Below are 18,539 nucleotides of genomic sequence, written 5' to 3' on the forward strand. Positions count from 1 at the left end.
TACAGGTTATCAAAGGTTTATACCCATAAATTCAGATTTGTATGGGTAATGTTGTGGTAAACAAGCGGAGTGTTGTAGTATTCAGATTTCCATTATATAGTCCGTAAGACCATCTTCGTGAGGAAGATTCATTTTTTTACGCAAACGATAGCGTTTTACTTCAACGCTTCGAACAGAGATATTAAGTAATGGGGCAATCTCTTTTGAAGATAGATTTAATCTGAGATAAGCGCATAAACGCAAGTCGTTTGCCGTTAGTCCGGGATGCGTATTCTTCACTTTTTTTAGAAAATCTTTATCCGCATTATTAAAGGCATCCTCAAAGAACTTCCAATCATCGGAGTTATTAATATTTCGGTCTATCGTACGAATGACGGACTTAACTTGCGGGTTTTCCTCACTGCCTTTAAGTTGATCTTTAATAGCATTTAAAAACTCATTCTTTTTAATTATACTCATCGTTGAAATCGCCAGCTCTCTGTTCTTACTTTCAACTTCTTCTCGTAATTTCTCGTTTTTAATCTGAATGATTTTCTTTTGAGATTTTAGCTTTTTACGCTTTAACTTCTTCTTGTTTTCATTCAAAAGTTGCTCTCGCTGTTTTTTATAATAGTTCTTATACAATCTGTGAATTAGAAGGGAGAGAAGCACAAATCCCAGTACATATATGAAGATTGCAAAGTTAGAGAGGTACCATGGTCTTTCAATTCTAAAGGCATAAGTGGCTGTATTCATTGAAAGGTGACCCCCTATTTTCGCCCTGACTTTAAATTCGTAATTACCAAATGGCAAATTCTCAAAAGATATATTTGAAGTACGCGACCAATCGCTCCAAACGTCATATATACCTTCCAATTGGTACTGATAATTGACTTCGGTATACTTGTCAAATTCGGGAACATTATATGAGAAGAACAGATTGTTCTTAGAAAATTCAAAGTGAGCGTTATTCTCTTTGGAAACTTTCTCTTTGGCAGAATCACTGGTTTTGTTGGATATGGAATTGATTAGAACTTGATACTCTTTAGAAGCTAACTTATTCAAATCTACGGTTAGGTAACCGTTGGAAATCCCTACTAAATACTTCTCATCGCCTAAGGGAGTTAAACTCTCAAAGCCTAAAACTCCTAGGTTTTTACGGACATATGCGGGAATTGCTATTTTGTTTATTTCGGAATTTGCATCAAACTTCCCTGGAGAAGCATAGGCAATACTATGGCTAGTAAAGCACCAAAGACGTTTTGATTTTTCGTCAGGAATGAAAATACCAATGGGGTTATCAGAGCCTTCATAAAATGCATTGGTAAGTAATGTGTCAAGAACAAATTTGGCTTGACTGGAATTGTATTTAAAAATTCCGTTATCACATGTATAAAGGATATCATCCAAGTAGGTGACCAAACTAGCACCAACACCTTTGGAAACTTCATTTTCAACCTTGACGACTTTTCTATAATCCTTACTTAAATTCAATTTAAAAACACCTTTCAGTTCGCGATTTACGACTATTCGATTCTCGCCAACAAATTCAAAAAAACGACTTGATATATCAAAACCTTCAACTTCATTTCTTAATGTCCATTTGCCATTGAGCTTTTCTAAAACACTTAAACCATTGAAATTTCCTTGAAGCAATAGATTATTGTGACTTGGAATAGGCTTCATATCCCACGTACCGGGGAAATCAGAAATGAGCTCTGCCCTGTCCTGTTCTATTTTAAAAGTACCTTTATTATGTCCACAGAAAAGAGTTATATTGATTACTTTCAACAACCAGACTTGACCCTCAGTACCTTTAACAAAACGGAAATCTTCATCACTATTGACGGGTTTATAAAATAGACCCTGATTGGTTCCCAAATACAAATAATCATTGAATATCGCAGATGCGTAAACTACTCCTAACTTTCCATTCTTATCAATGTACTCATTGAACGGAGAATCAATATTAACAACACTGATTCCGTTATCAAGAGCCAACCACAAATTGTTTTCTGTATCCTCAAAAAGGGATAATACAGTATTATTATTAAGACCTTTTTCTTGGTTGATTTTTTGAAGTGTTTTACCTTCTTTATCAATATGTAAAATTCCATTAGAAATGGTTCCTAGAACAATGCTGTCATCATCTAATTGAAGGCTGCTATAAACATTTATCAATGTAGACTGCTGTTTCAAGGAAGTTTTCCATTCTATTAAACTTCCATTAACCATAAAATAGAATTCTCCCTCTTCAGTTACAAGAAGCGGTTTATTCTCAATAGCAAATATTCCGGTGATTATGGAATTCTTGAGAATAGGGTCATCAGATACTAAAACAGATTTGCCGTTTTCAATTTTAAAGAGTCCATTCTCAGTGCTATGAAAATAGATAGTTCCATTAAAATTAAACATGTGAGCTTTAGTAGATTTAGAGTCAATCACCTTAATGGTTTTGTCTGAAGTATTATAAATATAAATACGCTCAAGGCTTTGAAAGAGCACCCACTCATCTAACTCCACTATGTTCCAGAACTCCTCATCTTCTAGTAAAGGAAAAGTCAGGCCATTGCTTATTGAGGTGTATTCCAAGTCGCCCACAGCATTCTTTTCCCAAAAACCAAACTCCATGTAACAACCTGTATAAACCGTATTGTCTAAAGCTTTTACAGACCGAATGGTTGAACCATTGGGTGATCCATACAATTTCCATACCGCACCATTGAATTCGAGGAGTCCACCATTATTGGCTGCATAGATGTTTTTTTGCTTGGACTGAGAAATACCCCAGTTTTGGTTTTCAGCACCATAATCAATTGGAGAAAAATTTTCAATTGGGGGAAGTTCTTGGGCAATCACTAATTTTTGTGAAGCCAATAAAGCGAATATGAATAGTATCCATATATACCTTAAGATAGGAATGTTTTCTTTGGAAGAAAAAGAGAGGCTAGACAATTTCAGCACTTAATCCTGCTTGCAGAAGTCTACTACAACGTGGTTCCAAATCACTGAATTCTCCTGTTTTCACAGTACATTTTCCGTTGTGGTGCACAATCAAAGCGCATTGTTCGGCTTGTTCAGGAATGTGATCACAAACATCGATTAAGGTATCGATAACATGATCAAAGGTATTTACGTCATCGTTAAAGAGAACGATTTCGTTTTGATCTGCGACCTGTTCCTCTAAAAGTAATTCTTCGGATATTTTCTCTTTCGTACTCATGCTATTCAGGGTTTAATAACCTAGTAACACTCCTAAAATACATATTTTGCCGCTACCCAATTATTTTTTTCGAGGTTTTTTTCAAACTTTAACGCCACCTCGTTGCACTTGGAACTTATCATCGGTATATCTTCCTCATAAAATCCACTAAGAAAAAGTATACCATTCGCATTCAAGCATTTAACATATTTAGGAATATCGGATAACAGAATATTCCGATTAATATTCGCAATAATCACATCATACTTTTGGTCAATTAATAAGGCAGCATCACCCTCAAACACATTGACATGTTCACAATTATTTCGTGCTACATTTTCTTTGGTATTCAAATAACACCAATGGTCGATATCAATTGCATCTATAGTTGCAGCCCCTTTCATAGCCGTTAATATAGCAAGTACTCCTGTTCCACTACCCATATCTAAAACGGCCTTTCCTTCATAGTTATGAGCCAAAATATGTTGCAACATCATGTGTGTCGTTTCGTGATGGCCCGTTCCGAAACTCATTTTGGGTTCAATAACGATGTCAAACTCAACATCCGGTTTTTCATGAAAAGGAGCTCGAACGACGCAGGCATCATCTACCCGAATAGGCTTAAAATTCGATTCCCATGTCGCATTCCAGTTTTCTTGTTCAATCTCTTTTACTTGAAAACTGATTTCAAACATTTCGTTTTCCAGAATATGGATTGATTCCAAGATATTCTCTGACCAATCATTTTTTTGAATATATGCTAAAACTCCTTCTTCGTTTTCGACAAAACTTTCAAAGCCAGCTTCGCCTAGCTCTGCTACTAAAATGTCAGATGCTGGTTGAAGGGGATGTACTATGAAGTTGTATTCTATGTAGGTGATGTTGGGCATGGTACATATGGCTTTACGGTTTAGGATTTACCCCTCCGACATTCACTAAGAAAGAACCTCTTTCCAATTTCGGTCAGCGCTTCAACTCGTCCAGAGCTCTCGCTGTATCACTCCTTAACAGGGGAGGGCATATTGAATATCTCTTCTAGAAAGGTCTAGATTGCTTTTATGATGGCTACGAAGTCATCTGCATTCAGCGAAGCTCCGCCAATGAGTCCACCGTCTACGTCTGGTTTTGAGAAAATTTCTTCTGCGTTAGCGGGTTTTACACTTCCACCGTAGAGTATTGTTACATTCTCTGCAATTCCTGCGTCAAAGGCACCTGCAATCGTTTTTCTGATAAAAGCGTGCATCTCTTGGGCCTGTTCAGGAGAGGCTGTTTCACCAGTTCCTATTGCCCATACGGGTTCGTAGGCCAAAATTATTTTACTCCAGGAACCTGCGTCCAATGAAAACAAAGCATTCTTCAATTGACTTTCTACAACAGCAAAGTGATTTCCTGATTTTCGATCCTCCAATTCTTCTCCGAAGCAAAACATGACTCTCATGTTTTTTGCCAAAGCGGCAGTAACCTTTTTAGCCAAGATTTCATCAGTTTCCCCGAAATAGGCCCGGCGTTCTGAGTGACCAATGATAACGGTATCGATTCCAATATGCAGAAGCATGTCCGCAGAGATTTCACCTGTGTAAGCGCCATTCTCAGCAAAATGCATGTTCTGTGCAATTACCTGTATGGTAGAAGATTCTAAATGACGAACCGAAGTATTTAGATTCACATAGGTTGGGGCCACCATCACCTCAGCCTGGGTATCTGGTAGTTTTGCAGAAAGGGCGGTCAGCAATGCTTCCGTCTCTTCTAAATTCTTATTCATTTTCCAGTTTCCGGCAACAATCTTACTTCTCATCTTGTAAAAGGTTTAGTGTTTTAGGGCAATCCCTATTCAAATTTCAATTCGTCTAAATCGTTATGATGTACTTTTTGCTTTATAGTACCTTTTTCTAATACTAAAAACCCAGGATTAGACCTTACAATGGTTTTCAATGTTGTTTCATCGGTAAAATAAAACTCGAATTCAAGGTCATTATCTTGAATCAATTTCACAGTTTGTGCATTATTCGAAGCAGACATTCCGATTACCTTATACCCCTTCTTCATGGCAGCATCGGTTGTCCGTTTCACCTCGGCATATCTTGATTCATTGGTTTTTCTCAAATCGTAAGCTATAACCATGACCAATTTCGGTTCTTGTAATAAAGTTGAAGCAAAGTCTTCACCATCTTGCTCTATTGTAAAATCATGCACTGGTGGTTCATAGCCTTCCTGAATCTCAGTAGTTTTAACATCTATGAACTCACCGTCTACCTGCGGATAATCCCCATTGGTAACTATAACTTTTTCCTCGCCTCTTACGTTGAACTTCCATGCATATTCAAAAATGGCTTCCGGAGCCCCTTCGGGAACATTCATTCCATCCTCAATATTCTTTCCTATCTCATAGGGGCGAAAATCAATTACCGGCAAATGGTTCAATACATGATATACATAGAATCCTGAAAGTACTAAGGCAAAAAATACGATGAGTCGATTGGTTCTTACACTGAAAGCCGGGGCTATGTATTTTCTTCCTATAAACAGGAATATAATAAGTACTAATAGGACTATGTCTTTTGTAAACGATTCCCAAGGCGTAAGTTTAATTGCATCGCCAAAACAACCACAGTCTGTCACCTTATTGAAATAAGCAGAATAGAAGGTGAGAAAGGTAAAACCGATAATCATTAACAGCAGGCTCCAAACTGTAAATTTTGTTCTAAAACCGATAAGCAGCATCACTCCCACAAGTACTTCAAAAACAACTACTATTATGGATATTGTGAGCGCATGAGGTTCAAAAAATGGGAGGTCTAGAACTCCTTGACTAAAATATTCTTCGAGCTTAAAAGAGAAACCGACTGGATCGTTTAGCTTTATAAATCCACTAATAATGAATAAAATACCAACAAAAACTCTACTAAAACCAACTAAATACTTCATGTTTCGGGGTTACTTTCATCCAAATGAATCATAGCAAACACAGCATAATTTACCATATCTTGGTAGTTCGCTTCAATTCCTTCACTAACTAAGGTTTTACCTTTATTATCCTCAATCTGTTTTACACGAAGTAATTTCTGCAAAATCAAATCAGTCAAAGAACTAACACGCATGTCACGCCAAGCTTCACCATAGTCATGATTCTTATCTTCCATCAGACCTTTAGTCTCAGCTACATGTTTATCGTAAAGTTCAAAGGCTTTTTTGTTCAAAATATCAGGTTGTTCTGCTACCCCAAGTTCCAATTGAATCAAGGCCATAATCGAATAGTTTATGATTCCGATAAATTCGGAACGTTCACCTTCATCCACTTTTCGCACTTCATTCTGCTGAAGTCCACGAATTCGTTGTGCTTTAATAAAAATTTGGTCGGTGAGTGAAGGAAGTCTTAGAATTCGCCAAGCACAACCGTAATCGGTCATCTTTTTAAGGAACAGGTCACGACAAACTTTGATGACGTCATCGTATTGCTCAGAAGTATGCTGCATGAATATCAATGTAATTTGCGTAAATTTCGTTTAAAATTATGTGAATGTCAAAGTTCATGTGAATTACTTGTCTATTCCAAACCAATTGCCAAAACTATATCGATATAGAATCCTATGACCATTAACTGTAAAGGTGAATTAATAGATTTGAACTTGCCCAAAATTATGGGAATTCTGAATATTACTCCAGATTCTTTTTTTGATGGTGGAAAATACAAAGATGAGAAGTCCATTCTTTTGCAAACCAAAAAAATGCTTGAAGAAGGTGCTACTTTTATAGATTTGGGTGCTTATAGTTCTAGACCAGGAGCCGAGGTTGTTTCAGAAGAAGAGGAGCTAGCAAGAATATTGCCTATTGTCGAATTGCTTACTAGGGAATTCCCTCAAATCGTATTATCTATTGATACATTTAGAAGCAACATTGCCTCAAAATGTTTGGAGGCAGGTGCCGCCTTGATCAACGATATTTCTGCAGGAAGAATCGATCACAAAATGTTGCCTACTATCGTTAAGAACAGAGTTCCCTACATCATGATGCATATGAAAGGTACCCCCCAGACTATGCAACAGGAAACGAATTACAAGGAGCTACTTACAGACATCTTATATTACTTTTCAGAAAGAGTTTCGACAGCCAGAGCCTTAGGGATACATGATATTATTGTTGATCCAGGATTTGGATTTGCTAAAACCAAAGAACAAAATTTCGAGCTCTTACAGAAGCTGGATTTATTTCAAAGTTTAAACTTGCCGATACTAGCAGGTGTGAGTAGAAAATCAATGATTTATAAAACTCTAGAGACAAATGCCGAAAATGCTCTAAATGGCACTACTGCTTTAAACATGATAGCATTAAGCAAAGGAGCCAATATTCTAAGGGTTCACGACGTTAAAGAAGCAGTAGAGTGTGTAAAACTCTATAAAAACCTAAACAATTATGTCCCAAGTTCTTAGTTCGTTACTACTATCGATATATTTTAATTTGACTTATTGAAGTCTTATTTCCTAATTTTACCAAAACAGCGACCAAATTGGATTTCCTAAATTTTATTGATCTTAAGATTACCGATCTGATTGACATCGTTTTGGTGGCAATACTTCTCTACTATATTTACAAACTGGTTCGCGGTTCTGTAGCTATCAATATTTTCATCGGAATTGTTATCGTTTGGGGATTTTGGAAACTTACCGAACTCCTTGGCATGAAGATGATAAGTAGTATGGTTGGTGCCTTCATGCAAGTCGGTTTAATTGCTTTGATAATTGTCTTTCAGCAAGAGATTCGAAAGTTCTTACTTATGATTGGTTCCACTAATTTTTCAAACAAAAAGAACTTTTTAAAACACTTCAAATTTTTAAAACAAGAAGGACTTTCTACCAGTATTAATGTTGATGCACTTCTATATGCGTGTCAAAACATGGCTACAACTCGAACAGGTGCTCTCATAGTAATAGAACAAAAACACTCCTTAGATTTCGTAAAATCTTCTGGGGATAAGATGTATATCGAAATAACCCAGCCAATTATTGAAAGTATTTTCTATAAAAATAGTCCTCTTCATGATGGGGCCGTGGTTATCGTGAATAACTACATCGTTGCAACTCGAGTGATTTTACCCGTTTCAAATGAGCGAACCATTCCACTCCACTATGGCCTCCGTCATAGAGCTGCGGTAAGCATTACTGAAAAAACCGATGCCATAGGATTAGTTGTAAGTGAGGAGACGGGTAATATTTCCTGTATTAAAAATGGCGAGTTTATAACGTTTAAAGATTTGACAGAACTATCTGCTATACTCAAGGAAGATCTTATTTAGATTTCTATGGAATGTAAAAACTGTGAAAAATCTCTAAGAACAGATTATAGTTTTTGTTCAAATTGTGGAGCAAAAGTTATTCGTAATCGTCTTACTTTTAAAAATCTTTGGTATGATGTTACCGAGCGTTATTTCAATTTAGACAATACTTTTTTAAAAACTTTCCTCCATCTATTTACAAAACCGGAAATCGTAATCGATGGGTATATTAAGGGAATTCGAAAAAAGTATTTGAATCCCGTGAGTTATTTGGGAATTGCCCTTACCCTTTCTGGGCTCCTATTATTTGTTCTTCGAAAATTTGCGCTGGAAAAAATAGATTTAGACACATTTGGTCAGTCGATGAAAACGGAAACTACCAGAAAAATACTAAATGCTTCTCTAGATATCAGCTCCTTTACTTTTTTACTCTATATTCCATTGATTGCAATTGCTGGTTGGCTGATATTCAATAAAAAAAGTCACAACCTCTCTGAATACTCTGTAACGGGAATATACTCCCTTGCACACTATAGTATAATGACTTTTCCCTTTAGTTTAGCTCTTTGCCTATTGGCTCCAGAAAACTATCTTTCTTTATCATTTATTTTTATTGCCATTATGGCTGCCTACATTACTTATGTGGTTAATAGAATTCATGGTAAAAACATAGGACTATCGCTTGCTTTTATATTGGCATTCGGAGTAGGTTTTATGATGGTAAGTATCTTTTTGAATATTATGTTCCTTCTTACCGGAATAATATCCATTCAAGATTTAGTGCCTCAAAGATAGAGGTTAGGCTACTTCCTCGGCCATAAACTGAGCTTCATATAAATTGCTATAATACCCACCAGCTTTTAGAAGTTCTTTATGCGTACCTGTTTCCACAATGTTTCCAGCATCCATAACTATGATTTTATCGGCTTTTTTGATGGTAGCCAATCTGTGGGCAATGATTATTGAAGTACGGCCTTCAGTGATTTTTTCCGTTGCTCTTTGAATTAGTTGCTCGGAGTAGGTATCTACAGATGAAGTGGCTTCATCTAACACCAGAATACTGGGATTACTTACATAAGCCCTTAGAAAGGCAATCAGCTGACGCTGACCACTTGAAAGCATAGTGCCTCTTTCTTTCACATTATACTCATATCCGCCTGGAAGACTCGAAATAAATTCATCTACACCAATTTGCTTGGCTGCTTGTTCAATCATTTCAATTGTTACCGATTCATCTTTCAAGCTGATATTATTGGCAATCGTATCCGCAAAAAGAAAGACATCTTGAAGTACCACAGCGATATGTTTTCGAAGTGAAGCTAATCTGTAATCTTTGATATCAATTCCATCCACCAAAATAGCTCCTGAGTTTATCTCATAAAAGCGGTTTAATAAATTAATAATGGTGGATTTACCCGCACCTGTTGCTCCTACTATGGCAACGGTTTCTCCTGTTTTTACACTAAATGAAATACCATGTAAAACTTCTTCGTCTTTAAGGTATCCGAATCGAACCTGGGAAAATTTGATATTCCCTTCCATCTCAGCTTTTTCAACAGTACCCACATCAGGAATATTACTTTCGGTATCCAAAATTTTAAAAACCCGATTGGCAGCCACCATTCCCATTTGAAGTGTATTAAACTTGTCCGCTATTTGACGTAAGGGCCTAAACAACATATCAATGAGTAATATAAAGGCGAAAATAGTCCCGAATTCTTCCTCTTCAAGACCCGAAACATTCTGAAGTCCACCATACCAGACAATGAGTCCGACCCCAATGGAAGAAACAATTTCTGCAATTGGGAAAAAGATAGAGTTATACCAAACCGTTTTCAACCAAGCATTTTGATGTTTTTCATTAATCTCCCTAAATTTTTCACTTTCAATCTTTTCCCTCGTGAACAATTGCACGATTTTCATACCGGTAATACGTTCTTGAACAAAGGAATTCAGATTAGAAACCTGAGAACGCACTTCAATAAAAGCGACTTTCATTGCCTTTTGAAAAAGACGGGTTGCATATCCGATTATCGGAAGAATTGCAAAAACTATAAGTGCCAATCGCCAGTTAATCACTAGCATCACAGTTGCGGCAACTAGCATTTTTAACAGATCAGCAACAATTACAAAAAATCCTTGGCTGAAAATTTCGCCGATACGTTGCATGTCGGCTACAGCTCGGGTCACTAGAACCCCTAAAGCGGAATTATCAAAATACTTCATCCGAAAGCCCAACATGCGCTTGAAGAGATTAATCCGAATATCCTTTATAACAGATTCACCCAGCCAGTTCGCATAGTAATTAAATAGCAATTGACAGGTAACTTGAGCGAACAAGACAGCAAGCATTGCAAGTGTCAACCATAGCAACTTCTCTTCATTACTTTTCTTAATGGCATCATCTATGATTTCACGAAGAAGCAACGGCGTTAGAATTGCAAAACCGGAAATTAAGATAGCAGCCAATGCAACACCATAAAAGGTTGCTTTATAAGGGCGCGTATGGACTAACAAACGCTTAAACAGACGTTTGTCAAATGCTTTTCCTGAATCGTTATCCATGTTTCGTTGTGATGGTATCGGGGTAGATAATACGTGTCAAATATAATCCTTTTGCTGGTACTGAGTAACCCGCTTTGCTCCTGTCTTTGCTATTTATGATTGATTTAACATCAGCTACTGTAGACTTTCCAGTTCCCACCTCTAAAAGCGTACCGACTATTGCACGAACCATATTCCGAAGGAATCGATTTGCTGTTATCGTGAACACTACTATTTTATCTTTTTGAACCCAAGAAGCTTCTTTTATTTCACACAAATAGGTATGCACATCGGTATTCGATTTTGAAAAGCATTCAAAATCTTTGAACTTCAATAAAAGGTCCGCTGCCTGATTCATTTTTGAAATATCCAAGGGATGTTTTACGTAGTAAGCCGAATCAGTATAAAACGGATTTTTTTCTTGGCATACCCAATATTCATAGGTACGCTCCGAGGCATCAAATCGCGCATGCGCTTCTGGTAAGACTTCGAAAATTTCTTGTACTGCAATATCCTCGGGAAGAAAAGAATTCAATTTGTAAATCAAATCTTCGCGGTCTACTATTTCACCTACTTCAAAATGAGCAAACATCTGCTTGGCATGAACTCCAGCATCTGTTCTACCCGCTCCCATCAAAGAAACATCAGCTCGCAATAGGGTAGTAAACGCCTTTTCCAAAACCTGCTGAACCGTTATCGCATTTGGTTGGTTTTGCCAACCGTGGTAGGCTTTTCCGTTATATGAAAATTGGACAAAATATCTCAAAGGTATTCTCTAGCTTTGCTGCAAAGATAGACGACCCTTCTGAATTCTAAAGTCAGAACCTGCAATTCCGCCAGAAATGAAAAAAATCTTGTTGCTCTCAGATACCCATTCCCATATGGATGAGAAAATTCTAAAGTATGTCCGTCAGGCGGATGAAGTTTGGCATGCTGGTGATATCGGTAGTTTGGCCGTAACGGATGCTTTAGCAAAAAACAAACCTCTTCGAGCTGTTTTTGGCAATATTGATAATCATGTAATTCAAAAGGAATTCCCTTTGGATAATAGATTTATGTGTGAGGGAGTTGATGTTCTAATGACTCATATTGGCGGTTATCCGCCAAAATATAATGGACGGACCCGGAAGATGGTGAAAGAAAATCCACCAAAACTTTTTATCTGCGGACATTCTCATATTCTAAAGGTGATGTGGGACAAACCTTTGGGAGTTTTGCATATGAACCCAGGAGCGTGCGGAAAACATGGTTTTCATCAAGTACGAACCATGTTGCGATTTGTGATTGATGGTGAAGAGATAAAAGATCTGGAGATTGTTGAGTTGGGGAAGCGATAATACAAAAAATCAAATTTTAAGAAGCAATTTCCAACTTACTGGGGAGTGACAAGCATAAAAAACCCGGGAACAACCCCGGGTTTCACGCACTAATAAAACTAAGATGTTAGGTTTAACGCAAGCGATCCACAGATTTTACAAGATCTTCATCCTTCCTTATAGCTCTGTTGGCCAGAACTAAAAAAACGATAGAAAATACAGGAATGAGCATCCCAATACCCTTCTCAGAAACCAAAGTCTCTCCGGATAAGTTTAGCGATCGGTAAACGAAAAATCCTAGTAAAAAAAGATTTAATATCATATTCAATCTGTTTACAACAAATTGATTCTTTCTGTTTTTGAATAAGAAAATTGCAATAAGGCCTAGGGCGCCTATACTGTAAAACGCAGTAGCGACCAAAATATCATGTTTGGCAAAGAATTCCTCTCCATTGGCGTTTAACCAGAGATAAAGGAAAAATGGCAATACAGTCGCCAAAAGCGCTACAATTACTAGGTATATGGTCTGTATTCTTTGAATCATTGTGAATTATTCACCACTCGGACTGCAAAAATACACGTCTTTTTAAAAAATATAGGTGCATTACTAAAAATAATTTGTAATATTGTTTCGTTATTAGTTACAACACTTACCAAGAACGGGATATCTTTCCTCTGTAGTACCCAATTAACAATTTACTTCTTGATATTTTTCCAAAACGTATAATTTATACCATTCTTAATGTTTGAGATTTCAGATTTAAAATCAAAAAAGCTACCTGAGCTTCAGGAAATCGCTAAGGGCCTTAATGTACCCAAGTACAAAACCCAAAAAAAATTAGACTTAGTTTATCAAATTTTAGACGTGCAAGCTGCTAACCCTAAGGCTGCTGCTGAGATTGCTCCAGTTGCAACGAGCCCTTCTGAAGAAAAGCCTAAGCCAAAACCAAGATCTCGGGCACGAGTAGTCAAAGAAGAAGAAAAGACAGAATCTCCTGCAGCCGAGAACAATAAAGAAGAAACTGTGGCTAAAGTTGAAACAAGTGAAACAACGCCACGACCTAGACCGCGACCGCGACCTCAAAATAATAACAACGGTAATCAAAAAAGAGATCAGCAAAAAAATTCGCAGCACAAAAATCAGCATAACAAAAAACCTCAGCACCAAAAAGGTAGAGAGGATAAGAATAATTTTGATAAAGACTTAAAGAATCGATACAAGGAGCCTGAATTTGAATTCGATAGTATTATCGAAAGTGAAGGTGTACTTGATATCATGCAAGATGGTTACGGCTTCTTGCGTTCATCGGATTACAATTATTTATCATCGCCTGATGATATTTATGTATCACAATCTCAGATTCGTTTATTCGGCCTAAAAACCGGAGATACCGTTTTAGGAAATGTTCGTCCTCCAAAAGAAGGTGAAAAGTATTTCCCTTTAATTAAGGTGAATAAGATTAATGGAATCGACCCTCAAATTGTTCGTGACCGTGTTTCCTTTGAACATTTGACACCTTTATTCCCTGACGAAAGATTCAGATTGGCCGAACGTCAATCTTCTATTTCAACTCGAATAATCGATTTGTTCTCCCCTATTGGGAAGGGCCAAAGAGGTATGATTGTCTCTCAACCTAAAACAGGTAAGACGATGTTGTTGAAAGATATTGCCAACGGTATTGCAGCGAACCACCCAGAAGTTTATCAGATTATTCTTTTGATTGATGAACGTCCTGAAGAAGTTACCGATATGCAGCGTAATGTTCAAGGTGAAGTAGTCGCCTCAACTTTTGACAAGGAAGCGACTGAACATGTGAGAGTAGCCAATATTGTTCTTGAAAAGGCAAAACGTTTGGTAGAATGTGGTCATGATGTCGTGATTCTCTTGGATTCTATTACAAGACTTGCAAGAGCTTACAATACTGTTCAACCTGCCTCTGGTAAGGTATTGAGTGGTGGTGTAGATGCGAATGCCTTGCATAAACCAAAACGTTTCTTCGGAGCCGCCCGTAATATTGAAGGTGGTGGATCTTTATCGATTATTGCTACTGCTCTTACTGATACAGGTTCGAAAATGGACGAAGTTATCTTCGAGGAATTTAAAGGTACGGGTAATATGGAACTTCAATTGGATCGTAAGATTGCCAATAGAAGAATTTTCCCAGCTATCGACCTAACCTCTTCTAGCACACGAAGAGATGATTTGCTATTAGACAAAGATATCATTCAGCGTATGTGGATTATGCGTAAATATCTTGCGGACATGAATCCTGTAGAAGCTATGGAATTTATTGAGCAACGTTTCAAGCAAACCAAGAACAATGAAGAGTTTTTGATGACAATGAATCAATAATTGCCTTAGCGGCAAATCACAAAATATAAATCCTAAATTCCATAGCCTTTATAAGACCTGGGAGTTTGGGATTTTTCATGCGCTATATTTTTCCTTTTCAATATTCTTTCTTTTTTTTTCTGATTCCTCGTATTTTAAAATATCTTTAAGGAGGCAAAGAAGCTTTCTCCCCCATTTTTTTTGCAAGAACAACAACCATTAAAACACTTATGTCATGAAAAACCTTAAAAAGTGGTTTCCACTAGTGCTTGTATTTCTTTTCGTTTTCACTTTATCTAGTTGTAATGAAGAATGCCCTCCTTGTGAAGACCCCACGCCCGTTAAGGCTCCAGCTCAAATAGTTGAAGTAGATGATGCAAAAAAAATGTATGACACCTATACTATTCGAAGGAAACCTTTGATTCGACGCTATGAGGATTCCATAAATCGCGGGAAGGATTATAATCGCGACGACAAAATGAAACAACAGAAAATGCAGCAGAACCAGAAAGAAAATGCGGCTCAGGTTGATTCTTTCCCAGTCGCCAGATATGTTTACTATGATTATAAGACCATCAAAGATTATCTGACCTATCTTGAGCAGGAAGCCAAGAACCAAGGAATAGAAATTTCTACTTTACGTTTTTACTTTTCGAATTATCCTGAGGGCATGGTAGTTAAGGACGCCCTACCACGCCAAAATTCAATTTTTATTATGCCCACCATCACCCAGGATAATCAGACCTATGGTTACTTCTTAGATGATAAGGAACAACTCTTACTCTTAAATGATGATTTAAAAGTTAGTAAAACGTCTTTTAAACCTAAGGCGGAGGACTCCGAAATGAAGGCTTCACTTTTTCCGGAATTTAAATCCTCCATCAAAGCTCCATCATATAGCTTGTTCGAAGGCGGTAAGAGTTATATTCTCAACGAAGGAGGTGTTAGACCTCCACCTTATAACTAGTTTGAGTAGAATTTGCTAGCCCCATTATGAAGTTTCTTGACACCATATTAGGTAATTCGTTTGTTGTAATCTATGCGGTTACTTTGGTAATGGCCCTATTTAGATATAGAAAATATTATGAAACTCCATTACAATATTTACCGATTTTACTACTGTACACTTTACTAAACGAGATTCTTGGATTACTCGTAGTCCGATACGACTATTTTGACCTTTCGTTTGAAGCTACTTACGAAAATTACAATGTTATAATTTATAGTATTTATAATATTGTTTTCTTCCTTTACTTCTATTATTTGTTCAGAAGCTATGCCGAAAAAATGAATCAAAAAAAACAGATATTCTTCATAGGTATCCTATTTTGTGTAATTGCCCTATTTAACGTATTCATCCAAGACATAACAACCGAACATCAAATTCTAACTTACTTATTTGGGGGAATTACAATGATTTATCTATCTATTTCCTATCTGAAAAGCATATCAATTGCATTAGGTAAAAAGGACATCCTATTTTGGATATCCATTGGCTTGCTAGTATTCTTTATAGGTTATTTACCAATTAAAGTTATTAGATACTTAAAAATAGAAAATATAGACTACATGATTGTATGGCGAGTTCATATGTTACTAATTCTCGCTATGTACTCTTGTTTTATAATCGGTTTTCTCCGAATGCGAGAAAAATTAAAAAAACCAATTATTGAATCTGAATATCAAGCATAAAAAATGCCCTAACTTTCGTTAGAGCATTGAAATATTTTACAAGTAAGGAATTACATCGCAGCAACGTGCTTTGCTAATTTACTTTTAAGATTAGCCGCTTTGTTATTATGAATGATATTGCGTTTTGCCAAACGATCAATCATACTAACAACACCAGGTAACAAAGCCTCAGCATCTTTCTTCTTCTCTTCAGAACGCAATTTTTTCAATGCGTTACGCATTGTTTTGTGTTGGTATCTGTTGCGAAGGCGTACCGCTTCGTTTCTTCTAATTCTCTTTAATGCTGACTTGTGATTTGCCATCTTTTATTTCTTAATTATGTTTTCTAAAATCCTTCTTCGCCAATCTCACTCGAACTTTTGTAGCCCGTAGGGGAATCGAACCCCTGTTACCAGGATGAAAACCTGGCGTCCTAACCCCTAGACGAACGGGCCATTATTTACGGATCGAAGTTCAAAATACGAAGTAGGAAATAAAAATTTATAATTCTTAACTTCTAACCTTGTACCTTCAACCTCTTACTTTAGTAGTCCGTAGGGGAATCGAACCCCTGTTACCAGGATGAAAACCTGGCGTCCTAACCCCTAGACGAACGGACCATTATATTGCACAAAATGCGGATGCAAAAATACAATTATTTTTTACTATCACAACACCTGAATATAATTTCTTTACATCTTTTAATATGCTTTTGCAAAAAGCACTCGATGAGATGATGGTTTTCCTGTAACCATGCAGCTTCCCTCCTCTTCTTTGACATCAATCGGAATGCATCTTATGGTAGCTTTTGTCTCTTCTTTAATTCTGTCCTCGGTTTCGATGGTACCATCCCAGTGAGCAGATATAAATCCACCTTTTTCTTCCAATACTTTTTTGAATTCTTCGTACGAATCCACATTGGTAATATGTTCCTTTCGATAATCAAAGGCTTTTTGATAAATGTTCTTTTGAATATGATCCATCAAGAACTCAATTTTTGCAACCACCTCATCAGCAGGAACCGTTTCTTTTTCCAAAGTATCCCTTCTTGCGACTTCATAAGTCCCATTTTCCAAGTCCCGCTGACCAATTGCCAAACGCACAGGAACCCCCTTCAATTCATATTCATTGAACTTGAAGCCAGGTTTATGTGTATCGCGATTATCGAATTTTACTGAAATACCTTTTGCTCGTAACTCTTTTACCAATGGACCAATTTTTTCAGATATTACATCCAACTGATCCAATCCTTTATAAATGGGAACAATAACCACTTGTATCGGGGCTAATTTTGGAGGAAGCACCAATCCGTTATCATCGCTATGCGTCATTACCAATGCGCCCATCAATCTAGTAGAAACTCCCCAAGAAGTGGCCCAAACATGTTCTTTCTGCCCTTCTTTATTGGCGAATTTCACATCAAAAGCTTTGGCGAAATTTTGTCCTAAAAAGTGCGAAGTACCTGCTTGTAAAGCTTTTCCATCCTGCATTAAAGCCTCTATGCAGTAGGTTTCCAGGGCACCGGCAAAACGTTCACTCTCCGTTTTTAATCCTTTAATAACGGGCACTGCCATATGTTTTTCGGCAAATTCCGCATAAACGTTCATCATTAGCTCAGCTTCTGCAATTGCTTCCTTTTCCGTAGCATGCGCTGTATGACCTTCTTGCCATAAGAATTCCGCTGTACGTAAAAATAGTCTTGTACGCATTTCCCAGCGCACGACATTTGCCCATTGATTAATCAATAAAGGTAAATCTCGATAGGATTGAATCCATCTTCGATAGGTATCCCAAATAATGGTTTCGGAGGTGGGTCTTACTATCAATTCTTCCTCCAATTTTGCATCTGGATCAACGATGATGCCACTTCCATCCTCTGCATTTTTCAACCTGTAATGCGTTACCACAGCACATTCCTTAGCAAAGCCTTCCACATGGCTAGCTTCCTTACTCAGATACGATTTCGGAATGAACAACGGAAAATAGGCATTTTCATGACCTGTTTCCTTGAACATCTTATCCAAACCTGCCTGCATTTTTTCCCAAATGGCAAATCCATATGGTTTTATAACCATACACCCACGAACTCCCGAGTTTTCGGCTAAATCAGCCTTTACAACGAGTTCATTGTACCATTTGGAATAATCTTCTTTTCTTGTCGTTAAATTTTTACCCATTTCTTAAGTTTGGCACAGAACTTGTGTTAATAAAATCGTAATAGTTGGT

General features: G+C 37.1%; 18 protein-coding genes and 2 tRNA genes. 7 read left to right on the plus strand and 13 right to left on the minus strand.

Annotated elements, in window-relative coordinates; translation table 11 throughout:
- Positions 1–81 precede the first annotated feature (81 nt).
- From FEE95_RS00430 to FEE95_RS00455, 6 genes are all read right to left on the minus strand, one after another.
- Positions 82–2,856, minus strand: coding sequence for a helix-turn-helix and ligand-binding sensor domain-containing protein (locus FEE95_RS00430; protein WP_238474477.1), 2,775 nt, complete (start codon positions 2,854–2,856; stop codon positions 82–84).
- Between the two features lie 70 nt (positions 2,857–2,926).
- Positions 2,927–3,202, minus strand: coding sequence for an ATP-dependent Clp protease adaptor ClpS (locus tag FEE95_RS00435; protein WP_138655862.1), 276 nt, complete (start codon positions 3,200–3,202; stop codon positions 2,927–2,929).
- Positions 3,203–3,234: 32 nt separating this feature from the next.
- The gene (prmA, locus tag FEE95_RS00440; RefSeq protein WP_138655863.1) at positions 3,235–4,071 is read right to left on the minus strand and encodes a 50S ribosomal protein L11 methyltransferase; all 837 of its coding nucleotides are present in this window, start codon (positions 4,069–4,071) and stop codon (positions 3,235–3,237) included.
- Between the two features lie 155 nt (positions 4,072–4,226).
- Complete coding sequence (gene tpiA, locus FEE95_RS00445) at positions 4,227–4,976, minus strand: triose-phosphate isomerase (RefSeq protein ID WP_138655864.1); 750 nt, start codon at positions 4,974–4,976, stop codon at positions 4,227–4,229.
- 32 nt (positions 4,977–5,008) lie between these two features.
- Positions 5,009–6,106, minus strand: coding sequence for a BT_3928 family protein (locus FEE95_RS00450; protein ID WP_138655865.1), 1,098 nt, complete (start codon positions 6,104–6,106; stop codon positions 5,009–5,011).
- Positions 6,103–6,654: a DUF1599 domain-containing protein gene (locus tag FEE95_RS00455; RefSeq protein ID WP_138655866.1), complete on the minus strand. Its 552-nt coding sequence runs from the start codon at positions 6,652–6,654 to the stop codon at positions 6,103–6,105. Before FEE95_RS00455 ends, FEE95_RS00450 begins: the two co-directional genes overlap by 4 nt.
- A gap of 114 nt (positions 6,655–6,768) precedes the next feature.
- Here FEE95_RS00455 and folP point away from each other — a divergent pair, with 114 nt between their 5' ends.
- The 3 genes from folP (at position 6,769) to FEE95_RS00470 (ending at position 9,245) form a co-directional block, all read left to right on the plus strand.
- On the plus strand, positions 6,769–7,608 hold the full coding sequence (folP, locus tag FEE95_RS00460) for a dihydropteroate synthase (RefSeq protein ID WP_138655867.1): 840 nt from the start codon (positions 6,769–6,771) through the stop codon (positions 7,606–7,608).
- Between the two features lie 77 nt (positions 7,609–7,685).
- Positions 7,686–8,471: a diadenylate cyclase gene (locus FEE95_RS00465; protein WP_138655868.1), complete on the plus strand. Its 786-nt coding sequence runs from the start codon at positions 7,686–7,688 to the stop codon at positions 8,469–8,471.
- A 6-nt stretch (positions 8,472–8,477) separates the two neighbouring features.
- Complete coding sequence (locus FEE95_RS00470) at positions 8,478–9,245, plus strand: DUF3667 domain-containing protein (protein WP_138655869.1); 768 nt, start codon at positions 8,478–8,480, stop codon at positions 9,243–9,245.
- Between the two features lie 3 nt (positions 9,246–9,248).
- Here FEE95_RS00470 and FEE95_RS00475 read toward each other — a convergent pair whose 3' ends face one another.
- The gene (locus FEE95_RS00475) at positions 9,249–11,015 is read right to left on the minus strand and encodes an ABC transporter ATP-binding protein (protein WP_138655870.1); all 1,767 of its coding nucleotides are present in this window, start codon (positions 11,013–11,015) and stop codon (positions 9,249–9,251) included.
- Positions 11,008–11,760, minus strand: coding sequence for a tRNA pseudouridine(38-40) synthase TruA (truA, locus tag FEE95_RS00480; RefSeq protein ID WP_138655871.1), 753 nt, complete (start codon positions 11,758–11,760; stop codon positions 11,008–11,010). The genes FEE95_RS00475 and truA overlap by 8 nt, the downstream gene beginning before the upstream one ends.
- Positions 11,761–11,836: 76 nt before the next feature.
- Here truA and FEE95_RS00485 point away from each other — a divergent pair, with 76 nt between their 5' ends.
- Complete coding sequence (locus tag FEE95_RS00485) at positions 11,837–12,331, plus strand: metallophosphoesterase family protein (RefSeq protein ID WP_138655872.1); 495 nt, start codon at positions 11,837–11,839, stop codon at positions 12,329–12,331.
- Between the two features lie 112 nt (positions 12,332–12,443).
- Here FEE95_RS00485 and FEE95_RS00490 read toward each other — a convergent pair whose 3' ends face one another.
- Positions 12,444–12,854 (minus strand): DUF4293 domain-containing protein, encoded by a 411-nt coding sequence (locus tag FEE95_RS00490; protein ID WP_138655873.1) that lies wholly within the window; start codon positions 12,852–12,854, stop codon positions 12,444–12,446.
- A 198-nt stretch (positions 12,855–13,052) separates the two neighbouring features.
- Between FEE95_RS00490 and rho the strand changes: the two genes are divergently transcribed.
- From rho to FEE95_RS00505, 3 genes are all read left to right on the plus strand, one after another.
- Positions 13,053–14,663, plus strand: a complete 1,611-nt coding sequence (gene rho, locus FEE95_RS00495; protein WP_138655874.1) for a transcription termination factor Rho — start codon at positions 13,053–13,055, stop codon at positions 14,661–14,663.
- A gap of 214 nt (positions 14,664–14,877) precedes the next feature.
- The gene (locus FEE95_RS00500) at positions 14,878–15,609 is read left to right on the plus strand and encodes a hypothetical protein (protein WP_138655875.1); all 732 of its coding nucleotides are present in this window, start codon (positions 14,878–14,880) and stop codon (positions 15,607–15,609) included.
- A gap of 26 nt (positions 15,610–15,635) precedes the next feature.
- Entirely contained in the window at positions 15,636–16,334 is a 699-nt protein-coding gene (locus FEE95_RS00505; RefSeq protein WP_138655876.1) for a hypothetical protein, read from the plus strand.
- A 50-nt stretch (positions 16,335–16,384) separates the two neighbouring features.
- Here the strand turns inward: FEE95_RS00505 and rpsT are convergent, their stop codons facing one another.
- The 4 genes from rpsT to proS form a co-directional block, all read right to left on the minus strand.
- Positions 16,385–16,636 (minus strand): 30S ribosomal protein S20, encoded by a 252-nt coding sequence (gene rpsT / locus FEE95_RS00510; RefSeq protein WP_138655877.1) that lies wholly within the window; start codon positions 16,634–16,636, stop codon positions 16,385–16,387.
- A gap of 60 nt (positions 16,637–16,696) precedes the next feature.
- Positions 16,697–16,768: transfer RNA gene (locus tag FEE95_RS00515), tRNA-Glu, on the minus strand.
- A 93-nt stretch (positions 16,769–16,861) separates the two neighbouring features.
- A tRNA-Glu gene (locus FEE95_RS00520) sits at positions 16,862–16,933 on the minus strand.
- Positions 16,934–17,014: 81 nt separating this feature from the next.
- On the minus strand, positions 17,015–18,490 hold the full coding sequence (proS, locus tag FEE95_RS00525) for a proline--tRNA ligase (protein WP_138655878.1): 1,476 nt from the start codon (positions 18,488–18,490) through the stop codon (positions 17,015–17,017).
- Positions 18,491–18,539: the final 49 nt, after the last annotated feature.

Source organism: Maribacter algarum (ex Zhang et al. 2020) (assembly GCF_005885635.1).
Taxonomy (GTDB): Bacteria; Bacteroidota; Bacteroidia; order Flavobacteriales; family Flavobacteriaceae; genus Maribacter_C; species Maribacter_C algarum.